Genomic DNA, 17,698 nt, shown 5'->3' with positions numbered 1-17,698 from the left:
CGTCCTTTACACGATGCGGAGCGTGGAACCGGTCAGGTAGTCGATGAGCGAGCCGGCCATACGCGAGCGCGCGGGCGGGTGGAAGCCGAGGCCGTTCACAGCCGCGGCGAGGTAGCCGATATCGTCACCGGTCATGAAGTTCAGGCCACCGAGCAGCTCGATCGCCCGAGGAACCACCGCGGCGATGGCGTCCTGAACCGCATACCGCACCAGAAGAGCATCGGCGAGTAGGTGCTCGTTCTGCTGTCGTTCGGGAACCTGCCGAGCGATGTTCTCAACCGCGGCCATGGCGCCCTCGATGCCGGTCACCAGGCGCAGACGTTCGTCCACGCCGACCTTGTCGAGCGTGAGCGCGCGTTCCACCAGGGCGGACGCGGCGCCGAGATAGGAGCCGGTCATCAGTAGTTCGAACCAGACGAACCCGGCCGTCTGCACCTCGTCGAGGCGGCCGGAGTCCACGGCGCCGGTCAGCACGACGAGATTCGGCGGCACCAGCACGTCGTCGACCGTGACCTGCTCGCTCTCCGCGCCGGCCAGCGCGAAGCTGGACCAGAACGGCGTCACGGTGACCCCGGGATCGGTCGAAGGGATGAGCGCGACACCCAGTTGCTGACCACCGTCGGTGTCGGGGACCAGCACGCTGGCCGTCAGCAGATCCATCGAGCGGGCCAGGCTGCACGGACGCTTCACGCCAGAGACCCGGATACCGTCGGCACTGGCGGTGGCAGTCATCGTCGGCGCCAGGATTCGTCCGTCCGGGCGTCCCTCCGCGAATCCGGATGCGACCAGCATCCGTTGTCCCGCAATGGCTTCCAGCAAAAGCCACTCCTGTCCGCCCCGATCGGCGACCAGAATCAGACTCGAGATCGAGAAGTGGTGCATGGTGGTGGCGACGGCCAGCGACGGTGACCGGGAACCGATCGCCCGCTGGATCCGGACCGCTTCCAAAGGTGTTGCGCCACTGCCCTTGTAGTCCGACGGAATCACCAGACCGGCACCGCCGGCCTCGCGGAACAGCTTGATCCCCGGCGTTTCCGGAGATTCCAGCTCTCGCAGCGGCACCTGGGCCAACTGCGTGTCGAGTCCGGGGAGATATCGCTCCAGTACGGCGCGTTCGCGCTCCAAGATTTTCATGACAATCCCAACCGAGCAGAGCCGGGCTCGAGCCGGGCGGTGCCGGGCTCGAGCGTGTGCGAAGTGCACGTGAATTGGGACCACAACCGACCACACGCGAACCCGAGATCCGTTGTGCGGCGGGCGATCCGCCCCCTGGAAAATGCGTCGAGCGTCCTCGGCCGACTGCGATGTGGAGCTTAACCGGAGCGCCGCCGAGTCGGTCAACCGTGAGCGCGGTCACAAGTTAGGTGAGCATTTGCTTGGTCCCGTCGACGCGACGGCGATAACCCGGAGCTGGCAACTGTACATCGTAAATCGGTCGGCACCAGCTGCGATAACTCACAATTGCGAAGAGGTATGTTACCGAAGAGTAGACCAGTTAACATCAGGCAATCCACGACCGTTCCTGCTTGCCGGATGATGCAGATCACATGGCTGGAAATCGCAGATCGGATGACTTAGCGTTGCCTTGTCGATCGGCGAATTGATTGCGCCTCTCGAGCTTGGTGGGGATTGTTCACGCAGGGTGTCCGTACAGGGGCGTTCGGCACCGAATGCGACATAAGTGCAGCTTAATGGCATATTTTCCGAGAGACCCGAGGGGGGTCCGTGGGTAGAATAGCGATCGGTCCCGCTGTGGGCGGGGCTTATGAATTTGAATTCCAGGCGAATTTTTCTATCGATTCGGATCGTGAACGGTTCGTGATTCTTCGGCGAATCAAGGAAATTTGCATCTGAATCCGCCGGGTTTATTCTCGCTTGCGCATTGGAACTATTGCCGCTCTAGTCAGAGTTGCTGCGCATAAACCGATGATTACTCAATTCGCTCGCAGGCAACGGTCGAGTGGATGGTTATCGGTCATTTTTCCCATTTCTTTTTTGTTCGATCTCAAGTGAGGAACATCTGTGAACACTGTCATCGAGAAAGAGCTCGTCGAGATCGTTCGTGACGATCTGGCGGTATCGCTGCCCGACATCGACGGTGCATCGCGCCTGATCGACGACCTGGGACTGGATTCGGTCGCCTTCGCCGTTGCGATCGTCGCCATCGAGGAACGGCTCGGTGTTCGACTCACCGAACAGGAGCTCGTGAACTGCGCGACCCTGTCCGATGTCGCGTCCGCGGTGGCCGGCCGCCGCACTGCCGCGTCCGCCGAACAGGCGTGAGGAGCCCAGCCATGGCACTGCTGCAGGAGAACGCGCTCGCGACCGCGGTCCGCGAAGCGCTGAGTCAGGGCGCGGATCTGCGCATTCTGAACAAGGATGAGAATCGCTGGGACATCAAGCCCTGGGGCGAGGTCCTCGAACACGCCGAAGGTATTGCGGCACATCTGCAGAGCCTGCAGGTGAACTCCGCGCCCACACCGGTGGCGGTGATCGGCGAACCGAGCTACGAAACCGTCGCGACCGTACTCGCGGCCTGGCTGGCCGGGCGCGCATCGACGATCTTGCCGGGGCCGAACCGCTTCGCGAGTCTCGAGTCGTGGGCGGCGCGGACCACGACACAGTTGACCACGCTGGGGGTCGACGAGGTGTTCTGTCAGGGCGCCGCGCTGCGGGCACTGACCTCGGTCGCGCCCGGTTCCGTTGGGCTGCGCGTCGCCGACCTGGACGAGGTCAATCGATGGCGCACCGCGCCCGCGGGTTTCACGCCCACGACGATCTCCCCTGGCACGGTGTCGATCTATCAGGGCACCGCAGGATCGACCGGTATTCCCAAGAGTGTTGCCCTGACGGCTCCGGCCGCGCTGGCCAATGTGCGGGATGTGCTGTCGCGACAGCGATTTCGAACCGCTGACGATGTTCTGTGCAGCTGGCTTCCGCTCTATCACGACATGGGCCTGATGATGCTACTGGCGGGTGTTGTCACCGGTGCGCCAACCTGGCTGGCCCCGACCTCCGCATTCGCCAAGTCACCCTTCGACTGGCTGGAATGGCTCACCGCCAGCGGCGCGACGATCACCGCCGCACCGAATTTCGCGTACGCGCTGCTGGGTCGGTACGCGCGACTCGCCGGCGGCGCCGACCTGAGTGCGTTGCGCGTGGCCATCAATGGCGGTGAGCCCATTGATGTTTCAGCGACGCAGCGATTCAGCGAGCAACTCGCGCCTGCCGGGTTCGACGCCCGCGCGGTGTGCGCGTCCTACGGCCTCGCCGAGGCGACCTGCGGACTCACCATGCCCGCGGCCGCAGCCGGCCTGAGCTTCGACGAGGTGGCCGGACCGAACGGAGCCCCACATCGTGCCGCACTGCTCGGTGCCGCGCTCGACGGCGTCGAACTGCGGGTCGTCCCCACCACCCACCGCACGGACTTCGACGCCGAACGCCCGGTGGGTGAGGTCCAATTCCGTTCCACCGCACAGATGATCGGCTACTTCGGCGATACCGCTATCGCTCCCGGGCAGTGGATAGGCACCGGTGACCTGGGCTACCTAGTCGACGACCAGCTGATTGTGTGCGGGCGAAGCAAGGAACTGATCACCATCGCGGGACGGAACATCTTCCCGCAGGAGATCGAGCGCGCGGTCGCGGGCGTGGCAGGGGTGCGCCCCGGCGGAATCGCTGCCGTCAGTGGCGGCGGCACCGCCACCCGACGCGATCAGCTCGTGGTCGTGGCCGAGTATCTCGGTGATGACGAGCCCGCCGCGCGGCGGTTGATCTCCGAGCGAGTCGCTGCCGAATGCGGCGTCACGCCCGGACTCGTCGACCTGGTTGCCGCGGGCACACTGCCCAAGACCACATCGGGCAAGCTGCGGCGCGTTGAGATCGCGGCCGGATATCGATGAATCAACCCGGAGCGGAGAGGTATTCGGCGATGACCGACACCATGGAGTTCGAAAAGCTACTGGATCAGGTTTTCGACACCGAATTCCGGGTCCTCACCGAGGAGGCGGAGCAGAAGGGCAGATTTCCCCGTGAGCTGATCGAAAGAATCGGCCGCGCAGGGATTTTCCGCGACAAGTGGAGCCGGGGGCATCGCCCGGATATCGGGAAACTGGTGCTGCTGTCCGAGCGGCTGGGCGGTCTCGGCTCGGCCAGTGCGGGAGTCGGTGTGAGCCTGCACGATTCGGCGATCGCGGTGCTACGCCGGTTCGGGCGATCGGAGTATCTCCGGGATATCGCCGAGCGCGCGATCTCGGGCGAGGCGATCGTGTGCCTCGGCGCTTCCGAGGCCGGCGGCGGGTCCGATCTACAGGTGGTCTCCTCCATCGCCGAACCCACCGCCGACGGCTATCGGCTGCGCGGTGCCAAGAAGTTCGTCTCGCTCAGCACCATCGCCGATGTAATCCTGCTGGTGGTGCGGTTGGCTTCGGAGGATCGCGACTCCGGTGACGTCGCCTTGTTCGCCGTCGAAGCCGACCGGATCTCGATCGGCGAGCCGTACCAGAAACTGGGCGCGGGCTTTCTCGATACCGCACCGATCGAATTCGATGTCGAGGTATCCGCCGATGCCATGATCGCCCGTCCTGGCACCGGTTTGGCCGTGTTGAGCTGGGGTTTGGCGAACGAACGACTCTCGGTCGCCGGTCAGGTGGTCGGTGCCTGCGACCTCGCGCTCGGGGTGAGCATCGCGGAAATGATGCGCCGCACCCAGTTCGGCAAGACCCTGTTCGAACATCAGGCGCTGCGGCTGCGGTTCGCAGATCTCCAGGCCCGCGTGGATCAGCTGCGATACGCCCTGCGCGGGATCGCGGCGTCGGGGTCGACGCCCGACATCCGAACGGCCTCGGCGATGAAGGTCACCGCGGCCCGACTGGGGGAAGAGGTGCTGTCCGAATGCCTGCACGTCTTCGGTGGCACCGGCTACCTCGTCGGACCCGCGCCGGTCGAAAGGTGGTGGCGGGATATGAAATTGGCACGCGTCGGCGGTGGCGCCGACGAGGTGCTGTGGGAGCTGGTCGCGGCGGGCCTGCGGCCTGACTTCGCCGGACACGATCGGTGGGTACGGGCATGAATGAGCGGCGTTTCAGCGTTCTGGACGAGTTCTTCCTGCAGATCGAGACCCCACAGCGGCCAACCCACTGGGCGCTGGTGTTCGAACTCGAAGATGGGGCTGCGGCATCGGTCACCGCTCTGCGCGAGCGAGTCCGCGAGCGAGTCCGCGAGTATCCCTCCCTGCTGCTGGGCGCCACCGACTCGAGCGGCTCGGGGCCGATGCTGCGCGAGTTCGATGTCCAGGACGCCGTCGACAATGTCGATGCGGCTACCGTCGCCGATGATGCCGACTGGCACGACCTGCTGGGATCTCTACTGGCACAACCACTTCCACGTGATCGGCCGTCCTGGCGGCTGGTGCGGGCATGGCAGCGGGACACCGGCGTGGTCCGTTTGGTGCTGATGGTGCATCACAGCCTGGCGGACGGCATCGCCGGCGCCGGTTACGCCGGACTGTTCATCGACGGTGAGTCCGGCCAGCTCGCGCAACTCGATCGCTATCTCCTCAGCGATCGCTACGCGGCGCCCGCGGTGTCACCGCGCGAGTTCTTGTCCGCGCTCAAGGGATTCGCCGGTGGATGGGCGGGCGGGACCAGATCGCGGCGCATGCCGCAGCTCACCGGCGCGGGTCGACGCGCGGTTGCCGCCGTGCACGTGTCCACCGGGCAGGTGCGGGCGATCGCGGCCCGAAACGGCGCGGGCACCGCGGAGTACCTGATCACGGCCATCGGCGAATCGTTGGCGACTCGGACGAACGGGCACCGTGTGCTGCGCGCTTTCGCCCCGGCCACCCTCGACCGGTCGCTCCGGCACTCGGGTAACGCGGTGTCGATCGTTCTGGTCAACGTGGACGGGGAGGCGCAGGAACTCGGCGATCGACTGACCGCTACCCGGGAACAGCTCAATCGAATCTCCGATTCGGGTGCACCGCTGGCTCTTCCGGTCATCTCCCGCGCCGCGAGCGTGCTGCCGTGGGCGCTGCGCCGAGCGGCGGCCCGTACCACCCTCGCGATGCTCCGGCCCGACGTGCACATCGGGGTCAATCCGGGATACCTGAACCTGAAGACGGTCTTCGGTACGAATATCGCTGCGGTGCAGCCATTGTCGCCGTTGCTGGGCAATGCGGTGTCGTTCACCTGCCTGGTGCTCGGCAAGGACGTTCACATCGGCATCGTCTGGGATCCGGAGGCGGTCGGAGACCTGGGCGCGGACGCGGCACGTGAGCTGGCGGCGCGGCTCGAGGTAGTCGCCGCGGTCGGCGCCTGATCACCTCCCCTTGCCGTGACGGCGATTATCTGGTTAGGCTAACCTGGCTGAAAGTCACTACTAAAAAGAACCTGACTTTCAGCCATTGGCGACGACGCCCTTCGGGCGGTTCCGGATTGGAATGCAATGAGTGACAAGCGGATTCGATATCTAACGCTGGTCCTGTGGCCGGTGGTCCTAGCGCTGCTGGCCATACCGGCCGCGCAGATGACCGGCAAAGCCGGGGAACCCAACCTGCGTGTCGACGGCAGCGCCTCGGCGGCCGCGGCCGAGCGGACCGCCGCCCAGTTCGGCACCGACTCCTCGGTGGCCGTGCTGCTCAGCGGTCCGGAGCGGGACATCACCACCCAGGGCCGCGCGCTGGCGAACGCGCTGGCCGAACGCGAGATCGGCAGTGTCATCACGCCGTGGAGCGACGGTGGACCGGGCAAGGAGCTGCGCCCCGATCCCGAATCGGCGCTGATTCTGGTGATGCCGCGGGCGGCCGGTGGGCCGATGAAGGAATCGCAGCTGGTGCGCGAGGTCGTCGAGCAGACCGTGCACGACCCCGTCAGCGTCGCGCTCACCGGACAGGGCGTAGTCGGTGATGCGTTGCAGCAGGCCGGAGTTCGCGAACTGCGCCGTGGCGAGCTACTGGCCCTGCCGCTGCTGCTGGTGATCCTGCTGCTGGTGTTTCGCTCGGTGCTGGCCGCGGCCATCCCGATCGCCATCGGCGGCACCGTGCTCGTCACGACCACCGGGGTGCTCAGCCTGGTCGCCGAGGTGGTCGCCATCGATACCCTCGCTGTCAGTATCGCCTCGATGATGGCGCTGGCGTTGGGCGTGGACTATTCGCTGCTGATCGTGTCCCGCTTCCGGGAGGAGCTGGCCAAGGGAGCCGACCGCTGGAGTGCCGCGGCCACGGCCCGCCGCACAGCGGGCACCACCGTAATCGTCGCCGGTGGCGTGTTGCTCTCGGCAGTCGGTGCGGCGCTGCTGGTCGCACCCGGGCCGTTCCTGGTGTCGGCCACGGTCGCGGTCGGGTTGTCGGCCATATGCGGTGTGATCTGTTCGGTGGCTCTCGTTCCGGTCATCCTCGGCCTGGTCGGCGAACGCATCAACAGTAAGGTGCTGCCCGCCCCACGCGGTGGCGACGGCCTCGTCGTGCGCAGCTGCCGCATGGCGCTGCGGCGTCCGCTGCCCATCGGCCTGGTCGTGGCCCTCGCGCTGCTCGCGATCTCGCTTCCGGCGTTGTCCATGCGGGCCGGAACACCCGGGGTCGAATTGCTGACGGGCGGCGACAAGGCACTCAGCGACTACCGCAAGATCAACGACAAGATGGGCCCCGGCTGGGCCGCGCCCTTCGTGGTCCTGGCCGAGAACCCGAACGGTCCGGTGACCACCGAGAAGGGCTTGCAACAACTGTCGGCCTTCGAGAACGAGCTTCGCGGGCTGCCGGGCGCCGCCGCGGTTCTAGGACCCGGTGAGCTCGAAAAGCGACTCGACGCATTCGGCAAACTCGGTGGACCACAGTTCGCCTCGGCGGCTACCGCAGCCGGAATCGATGTCGGCGCGATGATTACCGATACCCCGCAGTTCAACAAGTCCGGCTACCTGCGGCTCGCCGCACTCGACGGTGCCCGACCGGAATTGCGCCAGATGATCTCCTCCGTGGTCAACATCGATCACGGCGGTTCGGCGGTTCGGCTGCTGATTGTGCCGACCGGCGCCGCGGGACAGGACTCGGTGAACCAGCTCGCCACGGAACTGCGCTCACGCGCGGATGCTTTCGAAGCGTCCTCGGGGCTGCGCGTCAGTGTCGGCGGGCCCGGACAGCTGATCGTCGACTTCAGTGGCGAGATCACCCGCCTGGTGCCGCTGCTACTGCTGGCGCTCTCACTCGCGAGTCTGATCGTGCTGGTGGTCCTGCTGCGCTCGCTGCTCGTTCCGCTGGTGGCGGTGATCCTCAACGTGCTGACCGTCGGCGCGGCGTTCGGTGTGCTGGCCCTGCTCTATAACGGCGATGTCGGTGCCGACGGCGTGCCGAGCTACATCGCCGGCACGGCGGTCCTGGGAATCATGGGCATCATGTTCGGCCTCTCGATCGACTACCAGGTCTTCATGCTCTCGCGCATTCGTGAGGCCTGGCAACAGTCGGGCGACCCCGACGTCGCGATCAACGACGGCATTGTCGGCACGGCGCGGGTGATCACCGGCGCGGCACTGGTGATGATGGCGGTGTTCGTCGGTTTCGCAGTCACCGACTTCCCGGTCAACCGCCAACTCGGCGTCGGGCTCGTGGTCGCGGTGGCGGTCGACGCCACGCTGGTGCGACTGCTACTGCTGCCCGGCGTGCTGAAACTGCTCGGCAAGCGAGCCTGGTGGCCCGCGCCCCGGCCGCAGGTCGTCGCACCCGCGGCAGCCGTGGAGCACGAGCATGTCTTGGAAGGACAACCCGCATGAGCGAACTCCGATCATCGAATCTGACGGCGGAATTGGGTGCGCTCGAGCCGGAGGCCCGCGCCGATCTGTCCGCACTGTTCGAGCAGGCCTGTGCGAAGGAGACGAAGGAATTGACCAAGGCGGCCTATGCCTCGCTCGACCTGGTGCCCGGTCCGCTGCGGCGTGCGGTACTGAAGGTGGCGGGACTGTGAGCGCGTCCGAGTTCGGCGCCGAATTGCGCAAGCTGGCTCGGCTGCTCGGGGTGACCCCCGAACGGATCGACTACCTCGCGAGTGTCCCGCCCCAGCGCCTCGCCGCGATTCGAATCGCCATGGGACAGGAGCTCCTGGCCCGCAATGCCGAGGGTCTGACTCGCATCGCGGGTACCGCCAAAGTGCTGCCTACCGCCGTGGTCGCCAAGGTCACCGAGCGCAACGGACATGCGCTACTGACCGCGCGGCTCGCGGCGATGATGGACAGCGGCCGCGCCGCGGACATCGCTCGACGGCTCTCGGATCGTTATTTGGCCCAGGTGGCAACGCATTTGGACGGCCCGCAGGCCCAGCAGGTCATCGCGCAACTGCCGGATAAGGTGCTCGACGCCGTGCGCAAGCAGCTGACCGCCACGCAGGACTGGCTGACGCTGGGCGCAATCGTGAGCTGGCTCGGCACCGACTCCGCGGCAAACCTGTTGCGGGCGATGGGATCCGACGCGCCCGCGGTCCTCGACGCGGTCGATGCTGTCGATCGCGAACGAGTGCGGGCCACCCTCAGCTCGACCCGCTAGACCCGCACGGCCGATTTCCTCCAGCCGATCAAACCCTCGGGGCCCGGAACCGTCATGACGGTTCCGGGCCCCGAGTTGTCCTGTCGCCGAGTGGGATTCAGGCGGGCACACCCAGTATCGCGGCCAGCGAGCGATGCACCAGGTCGATGGCACGATCGAGAACCTCACCGAGTGGTTCGGTGTACCCATTCTCGACCCAGTGATCGATGGCGGCGACGAAACTCCAGACGCCCTGCGCGGCGATCACCCGTGGAATCAGGTCTTCCGGTGCGAGGCCGAGGCGGGCAGCGAACACCGCGCGCACCTGCTCCTCGACTTCGCGGACCTGGCGTAGTTGGCCCAGCCGGACATCCGCTTCGGTGGCCATGAGCCGGGTCCGCAATTGGATTCGTTTCTCATCGCCGGTGCCCATGATCGCCATGACCAGCAGCCGGGCTCCCGCGGTGGCCTGCTCGAGCAGTTCGGCCGGTGTGATCACCTGCGCGTCGGCGGCCAACAGCGTGAGGATCTGCGGGTCGATGTCGTCCCAGATGACCAGGCGCTCCTTGGTCCCGAAGTAGCGGTAGACCGTACTCGGTGACACGCCCGCGGCCGCCGCGACCTGTTCCACGGAGACGCTGCGGTACTCGCCCTCCTCGAATAGTCCCAACGCCACCTCTTGGATCTCGCGCATGGCCTGGGTGCGGCGACGCTCCATCATGCTCGTTTCGGCGCGCTTGGTCTGGCTCACGGGACAAATAGTACGCGGATAACCGAATCCCTGACAGTCACTTGCAGCTTCAGAGTCACTTGCGTTAGGCTTGGCTAATAAGAAAGTGACTTTCTTTCCAAAAGTCACGTTCAGTCGAGGGAGTGGTCATGTCGATCGTGGATGAACGCGCTGTCCTGAAACTTCGAACCAGCTACCGGTCGATCGTTGTCGCGGTCGACGGCACGCCGCGGTCATGGCAGGTGGTGACCGCGGCCGCGCGGCTGGCCAAGGACGCCTGCGCCGCACTGACCATCGTGGGCGCATACGCGCGCAATGGATCGGCGCCCAGTGCACTGGCCGCCGATCTGCTGCGCGGGGACGCCTACAGCGCCAGCCCAGCCTCGGGCATGGACGATGTCCTCGGTGACGCCATGGCCAAGGCCCGATCGGCCGGCGCACCACTCGTGCATCGGCGCAGCGTGTCCGGGACTCCGGTCGACGTGCTACTGGCGGCGGCGGCGAACGCGGGCGCCGATCTGATCGTCGTCGGCGAGCGCATGTTCGACACGCCCTGGGGCCGCTTCTTCGGATCTTTCCCCGCGGAAGTGGCCCGTCGCTCTACCGCAGACGTGTTGATCATCAACGGTGCGCACGCCTGACCCATTGGGCCGGGGTATCAGCCCATGACCCCGGGGACCTTCGAATCCAACAGTCGTAGAACAGGATCGAGCGCCCCCGGGGCTTGGGCCAAAGCGTTGCTACTGAATTCGATGATCGACAACTCGTGGCGCAGGACATAGTCGAAGAATGCCGATTCCGGGGTGTCGGCGTAATGGGCTGCCAGCCGATGAAACGCCGGCAGGTATCGCGCGGTGCCCTCTCGCACGGCTCTCAACTGGAACCCGTAGGGCAGCACGCGCAACCCCACGGCACCCGCTGTGCCGACCGCGCTCGCCAGTGAATTGGCGTGCGCGATCTCGAGACCGGCGCGTTCGAGGAAGGCGCCGACGCCCGCGTTGGTTCTGATCTCCAACTCGTGCAAGGCATTCCATGCTCGGCGTTGAATGTCGTCCGTGGCCAGTCGCTCGGCTGTTCCGAACATGGAAGCGCCGAGTTCCTCGGATTCGACGAGGCGTCGGAGATCGGCGCGGACGATGGGATCTATCACTGAATTGCTCACGGTTTCACCGAGTCCTCAGATGTTGGGGATTGTGCGTTCAGAAAGCTCTCGATGAGTGGGTTCACCGATTCAGGACGTTCGATCATGGCCAGATGCCCTGTGCCGGGCAGGATTTCGACACTCTCGACACAGCGAGCGAGCCGGGCGAATCGGCGCAGATCGCCTTCTGGAGCGATCCGGTCCTCGCGACCGCCGATGACCATCGTCGGGCACGACAGGGCGGCCAGGGCGGGACGGAAGTCGTAACCGAACCCTTGGCGCAGGGTGGCGAGCGTGCCCGAACCCCCTGAGCCGGCGAGGATGTCGCGCACCGCGGCGGGAGAGAGCGAGCCGGGATCCGGCGTGTACGGCGACAGTGCGAGCCGACGCGCCCACCGGTTCGACACCACCAGATCGACTGCCCAGTTCGGCAGTGGAATGCCCACCGTTGCGGCCTCGATCAAGAAGTTCGCCAGTTGAGGGTTACGGAACAGCGTGACCGCCGGCGACCGAAACAGCTCGATGACCGACAGGATCGGTCCGCCGACCAGCACCATGCGTCGCACCATCTCCGGGCGGCGAGCCGCGTACTCGCAGGTGAGCAGGGTGCCCATCGAATGACCCACCAGGTCCACGCGATCGGCGCCCACGCTGGTTCGCACAGCGTCGATCACCTCTACGATCGCGCCAACCGTCATGTCGCCGGAGTGCTCCGATCTGCCGAATCCGGGCAGATCCAGCGCTATCGTCCGGCCATGCGGCGCCAAGGCCGTCAGGGTCGGAGCCCAATGTCGCCAGCATCCGCCCAGGCCGTGCACCAGAATCCGAACCGCCTGTCCCGCTCCGGTTTCGGCGTAGGAGATTCTGTGCTGGGCGACGACGACATCGTGATGACTCACCGCAGGCTCGGTCATGGTCGGCACGCTACATAATGAATATTCATTATGTTTGCGAATTCGGCCGATATTGTTCGAACCGTGCAGCAACGACGAACGCAGGCCGAACGGCGCAGCGAAACCCGTGGGCAACTGCTGGCCGCCGCCGCGACGGTGATCGCACGCCGCGGCTATCTCGCGGCATCGGTGTCGGAGATCGCCAAGGAGGCAGGCTGTTCGACCGGAGCGCTCTACGTCCACTTCGCGGGTAAGCGCGAGCTGTTTCTCGCACTCTTCGACGCCGCGCTCACCGACTGGGCCGACGGCTACCTCTCTGCCGTCACCAACGTCCAGTCCGTCGACTCGGTTGTGACCGCGGTAGGCGCTCGCTGGGGGAAGCTGCAGGACGAAACGCCCGAACGCACGCTGCTGTTCATCGAATTCTGGTCGGCGGCCGTCCGCGAACCCGAGCTGCGGGCCGAATTCGTCCAGCGACACGAGACGATTCGGGCCACGATCACCGCGCTGGTGCGTACGGTGCGAGCGGTGACCGGCGTAGAACTCGCGCTCTCCGACGAGGAGTACGGATCGATCATCACCGCACTCGCGGACGGGTTCGCCCTGCAACGCCTCGCCGATCCGGCGGCTGTTCCGGACTCACTGTTCGTCACCGCGGTCAACTCCGTGCTCGGCCTTCGGTAGATGCCGCACGCTACTTCGGGACGTCGATGGTCCAGTCCATCAGCCGAGTGTGCGCCGTGGAAAACCGGCCCGCAGCGCGGGCCCGCTCCAGTGGGAGTTCGAGAGCGTCATCGTCGAGGTCCATTCCGTGCGGAACGCTTGAGAACACAACGCTCAGCGTGCGGGTCTGTCGCGGAGGATGGCGGTCAGCAGGGCCGCCAATGCCGCGATGGCCGCGGTGACGGTGAAGGCGGTGCCGTAGGCGTGGGCGAGGTGTGCCGGGGTCGGGTGGTTGCCGGAGTCACCGGCCGCGGTGGTGACGGCGAGTAGTCCAGCCAGCCCCAGTGCACCGCCGATTTGACGGGTGGTGTTGATCAGACCGCCCGCGAGTCCGGTGTGTTCAGCGGGTACGCCGGTAGTGGCTCGTGCGGTGAGAAGGACGAATGCGATGCCCAGCCCGGTGCCGATCAGTAGTGAGGGAGCGGCGATGTCGGTGAGGAATCGACCGTCGACGGGGGTGCGTGCGAGCCAGGCCAGCCCGGCCGCGAGCAGCGCCAGTGCGGTGGCCAGCAGAGCGCGGATGTTCAGGTGCCGAGCCAGTTTCGGCGTGATTGTGGAAGCGGTGGTGATCATAATCGCCAGTGGCAGCTGGGTGAGACCCGCTCGGATCGGTGTGTAGCCGAGCACCTTCTGCTGGTAAAGCGGCAGGAAGAAGAACAGTCCCAGCCACACCGCGCCGAGCAGTGTCATGACGATGTTCGCGGTCAGTACCTCGCCGGTGCGCAGAAGCGCGGGGGCGACGAGCGGGTGCGAGAGGCGCCGCTGGGATACGGCGAAGAGTACGAGTAGCAGTACCGCCACGATCAGCGGGGCGATGACGCGCGGTGTGGTCCAGCCGTATTGTCCTCCCACCGATAGTGCGTAGGTGAGTGCGGCGAGTCCACCGGTCACGGTGGTCGCGCCCCACAGATCGATCCGCCCGCCCGCGGGAGAATCCGCGGGCACCAACGACATCGCGGCGGCGAGCACCGCGATCGCCACCGGCGCGCCGATGAGAAACACTGCGCGCCAACCGAATACGCCGGTCAAGAGACCACCCGACACCACACCGGCAACGCCGCCGATTCCAGATACCGCGCCCCATACGCCGATGGCCCGTGCGCGGCCCGCACCCGCGGGAAACAGTGTCAGCACCAAGGCGAGTGCGGTCGGGGCGAGCAGCGCCGCGCCCACCCCCTGTCCGACTCTGGCAGCGAGCAGCACCACGGCGGTCGGGGCGAGTCCGGCCACGATCGAACCGGCCGTGAAAATCGTTGTGCCGATGAGAAATACGCGCCGACGCCCGAATACGTCGCCGAGCCGACCGCCGAGGAGCAACAGGGCACCGAACGCGAGTACGTACCCGTTCACGACCCAGGACAGACCTACGGGCGAGAGGTCGAGCCCACGCCCGATATCGGGCAGGGCGACATTGACGATCGAGGTGGTCAGCACGACCAGGAACTGCGCGGTGGCCAGGACGGTGAGCCCGATCCATTCCCGGGCAGTCGGCATATCGGCGCGGGTTTCGGGAGTGAGCCGTGGTTGGGGGTTCATGAGCTGTCTCCAGTGCGCAGGCGGTCATCCGACGGCTCACCGGCCATCGGACGACCACGCTACGAATTCGGTTGTACCGCAAACAGAAGTGACGATCAGTCCGCGATCCAGGACCCGTGGATGCCGCCGGGCACGTGCCGGGGCAATTCGACGGCCGCGACCGGCGGCGCGGTGAAGTCGCGGGCGTCGAGGACGAGCAGTTCCGACGCTGTGCCGGCGCGATCGCCGACGAGGGTGAGCAGATAGCCGTCGTCTTCGCTCGTGGCGTTGGCGGCGGGAACGAAAACAGCTTCACCGGGGATGCGGCCCGCACCGGTCGGGGCCAGCAGACGTGCGCCGGTGTCGTTGTCGTACTTGACGATTCCGACGCCGTCGAATCCGGAGCCAGGGTAGGCGACCGCGTAGCTGTAGCGGTTGCGGCGCCCGGCATAGTCGTCGTTGATCGTCGGGAACTCGGTGACCAGCGAATCCAGCATTTCCTCGCGTGCGGTGCGCTGACCGGGTTCGAGGACCCAGCGGTACTGCAGAGCCCCGGCGACCGGATCGGCCGGGTAACCGGGTGCGCCGATCCACCACTTCCACGACATCTCCCAGGCCGAGCGGTCCAGCCGCGGACCTTCCACGACGACCCGACCGGCCGCGTCCTCGTAGGCATTCGAAACATGCAGCATCGCAGCGGGTTCCACGTCGAACCACTGCACCGGGCCGGTGGCGGTGCGGGGCAGAATGCCCATGCGCGCCTGGTAGGCGTCGTCCCACCGGTAGGGGATGCCGGAGGTTTCGGCGGGGTTGAAGGTCACCGACAGATCCAGCCACACCGCGTAGTGCTCGGTGATCGCGAAGTCGTGCATCATCGACGGCCCGGCCCCCTCGACAACCTGCTGATGACGAAGGTCGCCGTCGGCGGAGGCGATGTAGTAGATCAGATGTGGCGCGACCGGCGAGTAGGCGAAGAAATGCAGGTCGCCGGTGACCGGGTCCACCTTCGGGTGCGCGGTCATCGCGGTTTTCAGCTTGCCACCGAAGTCGTAGGCGCCCAACGTATCCAGCTCCGGAGTCACCTCGAACGGCAGGTTCGCCTCCTGCAACGCCAGGATGCGCCCGGCGTGCTCGATGATGTTGGTGCCCGCCACACTCGCGGTCAAATCGATGCTGCCGTCCTCACGGACGTAGGGTGCGCCGTCGAGCGCGGGCGTCTTCACCCACCGGTTGCGATACCACTCGGCCTGTCCGTCACGCAGTCGCAGGCCGTGGAGCATGCCCGCACCTTTGAACCAATGTGTCGGTGTGTCACCGGGTTTCGGGTTGTGGCCGTTGCGGAAGTAGCGGCCGTTCAGTTCGGCGGGAATTGTCCCGCGCACGGGCAGGTGGTGTGCGGTCACCTCGTCCGGCACGGGTTGGTAGTGGCCGGTCAGGTAGGGCTTGGCAAGGGTGATGTCGCTGTCCATCGGGGTACCTCGCGATTCGATCGTATGGCGGGTCGCGTTACAGGAATGCTTCCCTGCCAAGGGTTTTCGTCATCAGTTCCACCGGTCGGGGCCGGGATTCACCGCATTAGATAGACGCGTCTTTCTTACTGTGCCGACGATAAACCGATAGAATAAGAAAGGCAAGTGTATCTAAATGGAGGTTGGGTGATGGTTCAGCGCCGCAGAGGAGCCGAATTGGAGAAGGCGCTCCTCGACGCGGCTTGGGAGGAACTGGCCGACAACGGCTACGCGCGCTTCACCATGGACGGTGTCGTCAAGCGAGCGGGCACCAGCCCGCCGGTGCTGTATCGGCGCTGGTCCGACCGGGACGAACTCGTCCGGGCGACCATCGTCCACGTCCTGCATGAGTCGCGCCCCGCGCTACCCGACACCGGCAGCCTGCGCGAAGACATCCTCACCCTCATGCGCCAAATCAACACCGCCCACGTGGAATTGATCACCGTCATGTACTCACACCTGGCCAGCTACTACCGGGAAACCGGCCGCAGTCCCGCCGAACTGTTCGACCCCAGTGCACCCGGCCGCGACGCGTCCCTGAACACCCTCTTCGACCGCGCCGTCGCCCGCGGCGAGATCCCAGCCGACCTACCCACCGAACGCATCAAGACCTTGCCCTTCGTCCTACTCCGCCACGAGATCCTCTCGGCGTTCGCCTCGGTACCCGAACACGTCCTCGAGGAGATCGTCGACACGATCTTCCTGCCGCTCGTGCACTGACCCACCGCGGTCGCCAGCGAAACCTGCTCGAACTCACCGGGCATTTCACGACCCGGGCGCACCGGGTTGGGCTCAATGCCGAGCCCGCGATGACGCTCGACGCATGAGCAAGCGTTTCCCGAATATGGGTGTTCGAACCGCTCCCGGCCCAACCGTTCATCCCGCCTCGACGACACCTGCCGAGTCACAGGTGTGGCGATGACCGCTCGTTGTGGCAGTACGAGATCATCTAATATTCTTGACTACCAACGACTTACACGCATATGAGGGAACGTGAGAACCGACGCGAGACGGGCCGCTCCGGAAGACAGCGAGCTGGATCCAGGATTCTTCGATGCCGATGCCCAGCAGTCCGCCGCCTGGCGCGCGTGGAGCACCCCGGAAGCGATCGATGCCCGCATCGATCGGTTGTTCACCGAAACGCTGCCCCGACTCGAAGCGGTACGGGGCACCGACGGCCGCCCATCGCTCGACGGCCGATTCAGCGTCGCCGCGTTCGACTGGATCACATCGCTGATCGATATCGCGGTGCGCGGTGAGGATGGGCGGTACGATCCCGAAAACGCTGCTCTCGCAGACCAATTCATCACCTATATCGGCGAGTGGATGGTGCAACGCGTCGAGGGTGTCTGGTTCAACTCCCCTGGAAATGGTGCACCGATCTTCGACCGGTACGGTCCGGCGGTTGGCTATCGATGGTCGCAGGAGTCGACGAACGACCTGCTGGCGCCGCTCTTCATGATGGCCGTGAACAGCGACGACAGCTCGTATGCGTACTTCGTGGATCTACTGTGCGAGCGTGGGCTGGAGTTCGCGCAGGAGCGCGGCAAACCAGATCTGAAAGCAGAGATCTTGGCGTAGTCACAATGAGGGCTTCGTCGCCTGGACCGTATTTCGTTCCTCCCTTCTCAGTTCGTCGCCGAACGACGGGCGTACATCCACACCGTAGGCGGCGTCGGCCGA

At 65.8% G+C, this 17,698-nt stretch carries 18 protein-coding genes; 11 read left to right on the top strand and 7 right to left on the bottom strand.

The annotated features are described in order from the left end of the window. Positions 1–6: 6 nt before the first annotated feature. Complete coding sequence (locus ACFVUS_RS28065; RefSeq protein ID WP_387772727.1) at positions 7–1,134, bottom strand: acyl-CoA dehydrogenase; 1,128 nt, start codon at positions 1,132–1,134, stop codon at positions 7–9. Between the two features lie 888 nt (positions 1,135–2,022). On the opposite strand from ACFVUS_RS28065, the gene ACFVUS_RS28060 reads away from it, so the two are divergent. The 7 genes from ACFVUS_RS28060 to ACFVUS_RS28030 all read left to right on the top strand — a co-directional run bounded on the left by ACFVUS_RS28060 (position 2,023) and on the right by ACFVUS_RS28030 (position 9,526). Continuing rightward, positions 2,023–2,283 (top strand): acyl carrier protein, encoded by a 261-nt coding sequence (locus ACFVUS_RS28060; RefSeq protein WP_387772724.1) that lies wholly within the window; start codon positions 2,023–2,025, stop codon positions 2,281–2,283. 11 nt (positions 2,284–2,294) lie between these two features. Next, the gene (locus tag ACFVUS_RS28055) at positions 2,295–3,902 is read left to right on the top strand and encodes an AMP-binding protein (protein WP_387772721.1); all 1,608 of its coding nucleotides are present in this window, start codon (positions 2,295–2,297) and stop codon (positions 3,900–3,902) included. A gap of 29 nt (positions 3,903–3,931) precedes the next feature. Then, entirely contained in the window at positions 3,932–5,071 is a 1,140-nt protein-coding gene (locus ACFVUS_RS28050; RefSeq protein ID WP_387772718.1) for an acyl-CoA dehydrogenase family protein, read from the top strand. After that, entirely contained in the window at positions 5,068–6,318 is a 1,251-nt protein-coding gene (locus tag ACFVUS_RS28045) for a wax ester/triacylglycerol synthase domain-containing protein (protein ID WP_387772715.1), read from the top strand. Before ACFVUS_RS28050 ends, ACFVUS_RS28045 begins: the two co-directional genes overlap by 4 nt. A gap of 126 nt (positions 6,319–6,444) precedes the next feature. After that, positions 6,445–8,760, top strand: coding sequence for an MMPL family transporter (locus ACFVUS_RS28040; protein ID WP_387772712.1), 2,316 nt, complete (start codon positions 6,445–6,447; stop codon positions 8,758–8,760). Then, the gene (locus ACFVUS_RS28035; RefSeq protein WP_387772709.1) at positions 8,757–8,951 is read left to right on the top strand and encodes a hypothetical protein; all 195 of its coding nucleotides are present in this window, start codon (positions 8,757–8,759) and stop codon (positions 8,949–8,951) included. Before ACFVUS_RS28040 ends, ACFVUS_RS28035 begins: the two co-directional genes overlap by 4 nt. Continuing rightward, the gene (locus ACFVUS_RS28030) at positions 8,948–9,526 is read left to right on the top strand and encodes a hypothetical protein (RefSeq protein ID WP_387772706.1); all 579 of its coding nucleotides are present in this window, start codon (positions 8,948–8,950) and stop codon (positions 9,524–9,526) included. The genes ACFVUS_RS28035 and ACFVUS_RS28030 overlap by 4 nt, the downstream gene beginning before the upstream one ends. A gap of 97 nt (positions 9,527–9,623) precedes the next feature. On the opposite strand, the gene ACFVUS_RS28025 is transcribed toward ACFVUS_RS28030, so the two are convergent. Next, positions 9,624–10,256: a TetR/AcrR family transcriptional regulator gene (locus ACFVUS_RS28025; RefSeq protein WP_387772703.1), complete on the bottom strand. Its 633-nt coding sequence runs from the start codon at positions 10,254–10,256 to the stop codon at positions 9,624–9,626. Between the two features lie 128 nt (positions 10,257–10,384). Between ACFVUS_RS28025 and ACFVUS_RS28020 the strand changes: the two genes are divergently transcribed. After that, positions 10,385–10,876: a universal stress protein gene (locus ACFVUS_RS28020; RefSeq protein ID WP_387772700.1), complete on the top strand. Its 492-nt coding sequence runs from the start codon at positions 10,385–10,387 to the stop codon at positions 10,874–10,876. A 17-nt stretch (positions 10,877–10,893) separates the two neighbouring features. On the opposite strand, the gene ACFVUS_RS28015 is transcribed toward ACFVUS_RS28020, so the two are convergent. After that, the gene (locus tag ACFVUS_RS28015; RefSeq protein ID WP_387772697.1) at positions 10,894–11,397 is read right to left on the bottom strand and encodes a hypothetical protein; all 504 of its coding nucleotides are present in this window, start codon (positions 11,395–11,397) and stop codon (positions 10,894–10,896) included. After that, positions 11,394–12,362, bottom strand: a complete 969-nt coding sequence (locus tag ACFVUS_RS28010) for an alpha/beta fold hydrolase (protein WP_387772694.1) — start codon at positions 12,360–12,362, stop codon at positions 11,394–11,396. The genes ACFVUS_RS28015 and ACFVUS_RS28010 overlap by 4 nt, the downstream gene beginning before the upstream one ends. On the opposite strand from ACFVUS_RS28010, the gene ACFVUS_RS28005 reads away from it, so the two are divergent. Further along, entirely contained in the window at positions 12,354–12,953 is a 600-nt protein-coding gene (locus tag ACFVUS_RS28005) for a TetR/AcrR family transcriptional regulator (protein ID WP_387772691.1), read from the top strand. The two genes, ACFVUS_RS28010 and ACFVUS_RS28005, sit on opposite strands and share 9 nt — an antisense overlap. A 10-nt stretch (positions 12,954–12,963) precedes the next feature. Here ACFVUS_RS28005 and ACFVUS_RS28000 read toward each other — a convergent pair whose 3' ends face one another. The 3 genes from ACFVUS_RS28000 to ACFVUS_RS27990 all read right to left on the bottom strand — a co-directional run bounded on the left by ACFVUS_RS28000 (position 12,964) and on the right by ACFVUS_RS27990 (position 15,976). After that, positions 12,964–13,101 (bottom strand): hypothetical protein, encoded by a 138-nt coding sequence (locus tag ACFVUS_RS28000; protein WP_387772688.1) that lies wholly within the window; start codon positions 13,099–13,101, stop codon positions 12,964–12,966. Between the two features lie 5 nt (positions 13,102–13,106). Beyond that, positions 13,107–14,528, bottom strand: a complete 1,422-nt coding sequence (locus tag ACFVUS_RS27995; RefSeq protein WP_387772685.1) for an MFS transporter — start codon at positions 14,526–14,528, stop codon at positions 13,107–13,109. Between the two features lie 95 nt (positions 14,529–14,623). Further along, positions 14,624–15,976, bottom strand: coding sequence for a carotenoid oxygenase family protein (locus ACFVUS_RS27990; protein ID WP_387772682.1), 1,353 nt, complete (start codon positions 15,974–15,976; stop codon positions 14,624–14,626). Positions 15,977–16,165: 189 nt separating this feature from the next. Here ACFVUS_RS27990 and ACFVUS_RS27985 point away from each other — a divergent pair, with 189 nt between their 5' ends. Both ACFVUS_RS27985 and ACFVUS_RS27980 read left to right on the top strand, forming a co-directional pair. Beyond that, positions 16,166–16,735: a TetR/AcrR family transcriptional regulator gene (locus ACFVUS_RS27985; protein WP_387774732.1), complete on the top strand. Its 570-nt coding sequence runs from the start codon at positions 16,166–16,168 to the stop codon at positions 16,733–16,735. Positions 16,736–17,008: 273 nt separating this feature from the next. Next, positions 17,009–17,596 carry a hypothetical protein gene (locus ACFVUS_RS27980; RefSeq protein ID WP_387772679.1) on the top strand — a complete coding sequence of 196 codons (588 nt, stop codon included), beginning with the start codon at positions 17,009–17,011 and terminating at the stop codon, positions 17,594–17,596. The last annotated feature ends 102 nt before the right edge of the window (positions 17,597–17,698 follow it).

Source organism: Nocardia sp. NPDC058058, from assembly GCF_042885355.1.
Classification (GTDB): domain Bacteria; phylum Actinomycetota; class Actinomycetes; order Mycobacteriales; family Mycobacteriaceae; genus Nocardia.
The sequence above is the reverse complement of the archived record's forward strand: the minus strand, read 5'-3'. Positions and strand labels throughout refer to the sequence as shown.